Raw genomic sequence first — 7098 nt, 5'->3', positions numbered from 1 at the left:
GATGTGCGCATACGCTCCGTACAGGAAGACCAACATCGACAGCGTACCGAGCATGTAAAACATGATCAGCTGCTGCGTATTGATGCCCCAAAATAGCTCGCGCGATTCCACCGATATGTCCCTATCGATCCACGACATCGAGCCGTGGCGAATCCATAAATTCGAATGAATGCGTGGCGACGCTCATGCGGTCGCGTGAATAATGCCGAGCCGGCTCTGGAAGCCGGCTCGGCAAGGATAGGCGCTTAACCCACCGTTTCGCGATCGGAGATCTTGGGATAAGTCTCGTGACCCCAAACCTGACGCTCGCGGATCCAGGGTTGCGCACGCTGCGGGTTGGAGGACTCGAATTCCCGAGCGATGCGATGCCCTTCGAACACGGCCTGTGCAATGAGGCCCGGAGCGAAGCAATCTCCTGCTTGGTAGATTGCCTGGATGTCGCGCTTCTCCCATTCGTCTTTACGCTTGGCGAGTTCGCGATAGAGGCTGTCGTTCGGAACGCGCGCCGTGCAGACGACGAGCGTATCGAAAGGAACCTCCACGACATCCGTGCCGGCACGACGCGGAAGCTCGCCCGTCTTCGGTGCGAGATTACGCTTATAGCCGTCGCGGAAGAGATAGTACGCGGTGGCCTTCCCGGGCTCGACCTTGGTCAGCCAATGGCTGGTCAGCTCGTGGATCTTCTTCTCGTACATCATGCGGTGAAGGTTCGGCGCCTCGAGGGTGAAGTGCGTATAAGGCGCAACACCCTTGAGCGGCGACAGGATCTTCACGTGCTTGCCGCGATCGGCGAGATATTCGGCGATCGAAACGCCCGTGAAATACCCGTCGCAGTCGACAACCAGAACATTGTCGCCGACAGGCTTGTTCTGCATCAGGATCTGCTCAGGCGTGCAGATGTGCGGCAGCGAAGCGTCGATACCCTCGACAGGTGCATGCGTGACGAAGTTCAAGCCGTCGGTCGCCCAATGCGAGCCGGTGGCGAGCACGACTTTGTCGGCGCCGTAGTTGAGGACGTCTTCCGCCGTCATCTTGCCGATGCCGGTGTGGACTTCGACGTTCTTCAGCTTCTGCAACTGAAGTTGCCGATAGATCGCGACGCGACCCCACTCGGCAAGGCCCGGATACTTGACGACCTTGCGGATACGGCCGCCGATTTCGGCATCCGCTTCGCGAAGGTGGACGTCGTATCCGCGCTCACCGAGAACGCGGGCGCATTCCATGCCGGCCGGACCGGCGCCGACGACCAGGACCGAGCACGAGTCTTTGGTCTTGGCGAACTTCTCAGGATGCCATCCACGACGATATTCTTCGTTGGCCGTGGCGTTCTGCGTGCAGATCATCGGCGGGCCGCCGATTTCCCAGCGCGAGATGCAGACGTTGCAGCCGATGCACTCGCGGATATCCTCGTAGCGACCTTCTTCGATCTTCTTCGGGATGAACGGATCGGCAATCGAGGGACGGGCAAAACCGAGAATATCGAGACGGCCTTCGCGAATGCGTGCGGCCATATCGTCAGGGCTCGTCTCGCGGCTGACGCCCAGAACCGGAACTTTCGCCGCTTTTTTGCAATCGTCCGTCCAGCTACGCTGGTGACCAGCCTTGTAGAAGCGCGACGGACCCGCGTCCTCGCCCCACTCCGCGATGTCGCCGACGTTGAGGTCCCAAAGATCGAGCAGACCCTTGCTGTCGACGAGTTCGACGAATTTGATGCCTTCGTCCAGTGCCTCGATGCCGTCGGAGCCATAGAGCGTGTCGACGGCAAAGCGCGTGGCGATCGCGGCCTCATGGCCGACAGCCGCCTTCACCTTCTCAAGCGTCTCGACCCAGAAGCGGGCACGATTTTCGAACGATCCGCCGTAACCGTCTGTCCGGTGATTGTAGTACTTGGACAGGAACTGGAGCGGCAGATAGCTGTGCGCGCCATAGACGTAGACGATATCGAAACCAGCCTGAACCGAACGCTTCGCGGCTTCGACATAAAGGTTCTGGAGATGCTTGATATCGTCCAGATCGGCTTCGTGGCAGTAGGTCAGGTATTCGAATTCAGAAGCCTGCGAAGTCGGGCCGTAGGAGATGGCGCGCGATTCCATGCACGGCGCATGCGAGCCGCCGTACCAAAGTTCGACGCCACCGAGCGCGCCATGCTTATGCAGGCTATCGTTCATGTAACGCAGGTTGATAACGTCGCCCTCGTCCCAGATACGTGCGGAAACGCGATGGCAGTCATCGGCTTCCGGTGAGATCGAGCAGTATTCAGTGCAGCAGGCACCCCATCCGCCTTCGGCCTTCATGCCGCGATGGCCGGCCTGGGTTCCGGGTTTCTCCGATCCGGCGCCGATGCAATGCGGCACCTGATAGAATCGGTTCTTCATCGTCTTTGGGCCGATCTTGATCGGCTCGAACAGAATGTCGTGCTTGGGGTTTCTTGCCATGGGCGTTTTCTCCTCCCTCCTCAGGGAAACCATTTAAGACCGTTTTTATCCATTTTGGTCTATAATGTCACCATGTATAGGTCCAAAATTTGGCCTAAGGCAACCAGAAAAAAGTGGTTGGAGAGACAAAACAGCCCATGTAAAAACCATCCCGCAGTGCAAAATAACCAATAAATCCGCCCTTAATTCTACAGTGTCGCACCATTAAATATTGAAAAAACAACATCGAATCCATGTGGTTTAATTTGGTTTACAATAGCCCAATTGTATGTTAGAATTTTTTAAGTTCTTGCATTGCAACATCCCGTGGTCGACCATTAAAAACCATTCTAAAGTGAAAACATCCGCATGCAGCGTATTTTGCACGAGGAAGATTTGGTTTCTGGGGTATCGAGAGATCAGTCGGATTCGAGCACGGGAGTTGGACAATGGGTCATCCGGCAAGCCCTGTTATTGACCCGCGGAACTGACAATCGCCGAGACGGCTAAACTGAAGCGGCAAGATTCAAAACATGGACCATAGAATCAGCGAAGCACTTCCGCCCTGGGAACTGAGCAGAGACAATCATCCGCTCATCAAGGAACGCGTGAAAGCTGCGGCGGACACGCTTTTCCATCAGATCGCATCGGGCCAGTATTCATATGGGACGCGCCTCGCCTCCGAACGCGATCTGGCGAAAGAATTCAGCCTCAGCCGCGCGGCGATCCGACAGGTCATCGACTTTCTCGAAATCTATGCCGTCGTAAAGCGGCAGCCGAACAGCGGCACCTTCGTGAATTACGTCCCGCCTAAGAACGGCTTCTCCGTCGGAGGTACAAAAGCGGGAGAAGGCCATCTGATGGACATCGGCGCGATAGCCGAAACCGCGTCGCCGCTCGAGATGAACATTCTTTGCTCGATCATCGAGCCTGAGATGGTCAGGATCGCGGCCCTTTACATGTCGGTCCGCGACCTCGCGAATTTGCGCAGCGTCTTCGATGAAATCGAAAAAATCGTCACCGACGCCGAACTCTTCGCGCACCTCGAGAAGAAATTCCTGATGACCATAGCCGAGGGAACGCACAATCGGCTGCTCATTACCGTCTATCGCATCGTCACCGAAGTGCGCCGCCAGCCGCACTGGTGCGCGACGAGAGTCAAATCTCTGACGCCTGAGCGGATCAGCGATACCCAGAACCGCTTGAAGTCGCTCTACACGGCGCTGGAAAACCACGACATCGAAAGCGCCGTCGAGTTCATGAAACTCGTCATCGCAGGTGCCCAGGACGACCTGCTGAACGCGCGCTGATCGCCTGAGAGTGCTTCCGGAAAAGCGGGAACCGGCTTTCCGCTAAGAAGCACGGCAAAGGAAAGAGCTAAAGAGCTAGAGCCTTTCGGCGTTTCCACCAAAATCGGAAAGGCTCTAGCGGCTCAGCGCCAGTTTTTCTTCTCGCTGATCCCACATCAGATTGAGCGACCGCATGTGCTTGATCAGCAAATAACCGTATTGGCTCCACCACGCGAGAGGCGAGCCGAACTCGACGATACGGGCGCGGCCGTTGCGAATGGCGACGACAGGCCAATCCCCGACAAGCGCGTTATCAATGCCGAACAGCTCGCGACCCCACCACGTCGCCTCGCCGAACACGTGCTTGCCCTTTCCGCCGACTTTCATCATCGCGAGAACGGTCAGCGGCTCGATCGTGCGGGCGCGCTCGACCGCGACCTTCCACATCTGAAGGATCGCGGAATATTCCCACGACACCGCGCTCCATTCGCCCGGATAACGGCGGCAGAATTCACTAAAGAAACCTGCCGGATCGCCAAAATTGATTTGCGGTCCGGTGAGCATCGGATCGTCGAAATCCGGAAACTGGAAGACGAAGTTCTCCATGAATTCCGGGCTCGTTTTCTTGATCAGATCGAGATAGTTGTCGCACGTGCAAGAGATAATCCGGCCTTTGAAGCCGCGCTTGTAGGCTTCGATCGTCATGGCGTGGACGAACGGCTCGTACGCCGTATCCCAGCACAGCACGTCGGGCTTCTTTTCCAGCAACCGCCCGATAATCCCCGAAAAATCGCTCGTCTGATTGGGAAAGAGATGCTCGTCGACGAGCGTCAGACCGGCCGCTTCAAACGCCGCACGATACGTCGCAATCGACGGCAAGCCGTGCTCATCGTTCTGGGTACACATCGCGACCGTCTTGAGACTTGGATCGTCCCGCACCAGCCAATCGACGCCGGTTACGTTGTAGATAGGGTGGACTTCACAGGGCGCGATCAACGTGCGCGCGTTGGGCGACAGATCGCTCGGCAGCAACGTCGTAACGAGCGCCTTGCGTTGGTTCACGAAATCCCTGAGCGGCCGCGAGAAGTCATTGCCGCCGAGCATCATCACCAGTTGCACGCCATGATCGATGAGCAGCTTTCGCGCGCCGGCCAAAGCTTTTTCCGGCCTGAACTGCGTATCGTAGGGAATGACGTCGACCTGGTAGCGGCGATCCCCGATGCGGATTCCGCCCTTTCCGTTCACCCAGTCTTTCCAGATGAGACAGCCCATGAACCCCGGCTCGGCCCAGGATTTCATTTTGCCGGACAACGGCGCAAGCATTCCGACTTTGAGTACCTTGTCGGCGTCGATGACCGTTCGAGGCAAGGTGAGCGACAGCGCCGAGGTGACCGTGGTTGGAGACCGCATTTCTAGCCTTCTTTCATCCCAGCGCCCTATCTGGGATCGCATCGTCGACTTTTAAACTCGGCAGGATCGATGGCCACAATGAGAATTTGAGACGGTCGTCGAGTTAACGTTCGAATGCCTCGACCCGGCGCCAACCTCAGATAATAAGTCTCTCGCGCCGAAGACCACGAAACACCAGCTTTCAAAGTTGCGCGAGATGACATTGCGCGCAAAAGCGAAGTGCGAGGGTCATCCGCAGGCATCGGCACGGCGCGTACTATACATTTTTTGTATACAAAAAAGGTCAGAAGCGCGAGCCAGAATATGCGTCGCACGCAAGTCGCCAATAGAACCCAGGCGACCAAACCGTCTTGAACATCGGATTATTTGAAATCGAGACTGTTCTATCGCATTGCAGCAGCGGATTTACACGCACCCCTCAGCGATCATGATGCTTCATCACGATGAGCCGATTTAGCCGGCGCCCAATTCCCCAGATTTCAAACTCGCAGTTTTTAAGGCTTCTCAAGATAGCCAAAAGCGCCAATTTGCGTCGATTGGACTGGTAACAAATTGTTCACATTGCCCAGTAATTAGGCTAGGACCCCGCTACGCCTCAACCTCAAATCGGAATGCATAAACAGTGGTCAACATTGATGAAAAGCTGGCGCCAATCCTTGCAGAGGTTCTCCGCAGGAATGCCGGCGAAGAAGAATTCCATCAAGCCGTCAGGGAAGTCCTTGGAAGTCTTGGCCGCGTCGTCGCCAAACATCCCCGATACACCAACAACCATGCTCTGATCGAGCGTCTGTGCGAGCCGGAGCGGCAGATCATCTTTCGCGTGCCGTGGGTCGACGACGCCGGGCACGTTCGGATCAACCGCGGTTTCCGGGTTCAGTTCAACTCGGCTCTCGGCCCCTACAAGGGCGGCCTGCGCTTTCACCCATCGGTCAACGTCGGCATCATTAAATTTCTCGGTTTTGAGCAGACGTTCAAGAACGCGCTCACCGGGATGCCCATCGGCGGCGGCAAAGGCGGGTCCGACTTCAATCCGCGCGGCCGCTCCGACGGCGAGATCATGCGCTTCTGTCAGTCCTTCATGACCGAGCTTCATCGCCACCTGGGCGAATACACCGACGTTCCCGCCGGCGATATCGGCGTCGGCGGCCGCGAGATCGGCTTCATGTTCGGCCAGTATAAGCGCCTGACCAACCGCTACGAAGCCGGAGTCCTGACAGGCAAAGGCCTGACTTACGGCGGTTCTCGCGCGCGCACCGAAGCCACCGGCTACGGCACCACGTATTTCGTTCAGAGCATGCTGGCCACGAAAAAACAGGCCTTCGAAGGACGCCGCGTCGTGGTGTCGGGATCGGGCAATGTCGCGGTCTACGCCATCGAAAAGGTCGCCGAGTTCGGCGGCAAGATCGTGGCGTGCTCCGACTCGAACGGTTACGTCGTCGACGAAAACGGCATCGACCTCGCTCTCGTCAAGGAGATCAAGGAAGTCAAGCGCGGCCGCATTTCCGACTATGCCAAGGCCAAGGGACCAAGCGTCCGCTATATCGAAGGCGGATCGATCTGGGATGTGCCGTGCGATATCGCGATGCCCTCGGCCACACAGAACGAACTGACCGGAAAGGACGCGCAGGTTCTCGTGAACAACGGTGTTATCGCGGTCGGCGAAGGCGCCAACATGCCGTGCACGCCGGAAGCAGTCCACATCTTCCAGCAGGCCGGCGTCCAGTTCGCACCCGGCAAGGCGGCCAACGCCGGCGGCGTTGCGACCTCCGCGCTCGAAATGCAGCAGAATGCATCACGCGACAGCTGGACCTTCGAGCAGACGGAAGCACGTCTCGCCATCATCATGCGCGACATCCACGACAGCTGCGCCGAAACCGCCAAGGAATACGGCGCTCCCGGCGACTACGTCCTGGGCGCGAACATCGCGAGCTTCGTCCGCGTCGCCGAAGCGATGGAATCTCTCGGCGTTATCTAAGGCATGGAAT

4 protein-coding genes are annotated in these 7098 nt (G+C 57.5%); 2 read left to right on the top strand and 2 right to left on the bottom strand.

The genetic code is table 11. The features are described 5' to 3' along the window. Window positions 1-245: 245 nt before the first annotated feature. Complete coding sequence (locus tag WC026_RS06515; protein WP_372710027.1) at window positions 246-2435, bottom strand: FAD-dependent oxidoreductase; 2190 nt, start codon at window positions 2433-2435, stop codon at window positions 246-248. A 512-nt stretch (window positions 2436-2947) separates the two neighbouring features. On the opposite strand from WC026_RS06515, the gene WC026_RS06510 reads away from it, so the two are divergent. Beyond that, window positions 2948-3724, top strand: coding sequence for a FadR/GntR family transcriptional regulator (locus WC026_RS06510; protein ID WP_372710026.1), 777 nt, complete (start codon window positions 2948-2950; stop codon window positions 3722-3724). Between the two features lie 114 nt (window positions 3725-3838). Here WC026_RS06510 and WC026_RS06505 read toward each other — a convergent pair whose 3' ends face one another. Continuing rightward, window positions 3839-5113 carry an ABC transporter substrate-binding protein gene (locus WC026_RS06505; RefSeq protein WP_372710025.1) on the bottom strand — a complete coding sequence of 425 codons (1275 nt, stop codon included), beginning with the start codon at window positions 5111-5113 and terminating at the stop codon, window positions 3839-3841. Window positions 5114-5735: 622 nt separating this feature from the next. Between WC026_RS06505 and gdhA the strand changes: the two genes are divergently transcribed. Beyond that, complete coding sequence (gene gdhA, locus WC026_RS06500; protein WP_372710024.1) at window positions 5736-7088, top strand: NADP-specific glutamate dehydrogenase; 1353 nt, start codon at window positions 5736-5738, stop codon at window positions 7086-7088. Window positions 7089-7098 lie beyond the last annotated feature (10 nt).

This window comes from Hyphomicrobium sp., from assembly GCF_041674905.1.
In the GTDB taxonomy this organism is placed as follows: Bacteria; Pseudomonadota; Alphaproteobacteria; order Rhizobiales; family Hyphomicrobiaceae; genus Hyphomicrobium_B.
The sequence above is the reverse complement of the archived record's forward strand: the minus strand, read 5'-3'. Positions and strand labels throughout refer to the sequence as shown.

Excerpts from the sequence above, each read along its gene's own strand:
- WC026_RS06515 (WP_372710027.1), bottom strand. The coding sequence starts at position 2,435 with ATGGCAAGAAACCCCAAGCACGACATTCTGTTCGAGCCGATCAAGATC.
- WC026_RS06510 (WP_372710026.1), top strand. The coding sequence starts at position 2,948 with ATGGACCATAGAATCAGCGAAGCACTTCCGCCCTGGGAACTGAGCAGA.
- WC026_RS06505 (WP_372710025.1), bottom strand. The coding sequence starts at position 5,113 with ATGCGGTCTCCAACCACGGTCACCTCGGCGCTGTCGCTCACCTTGCCT.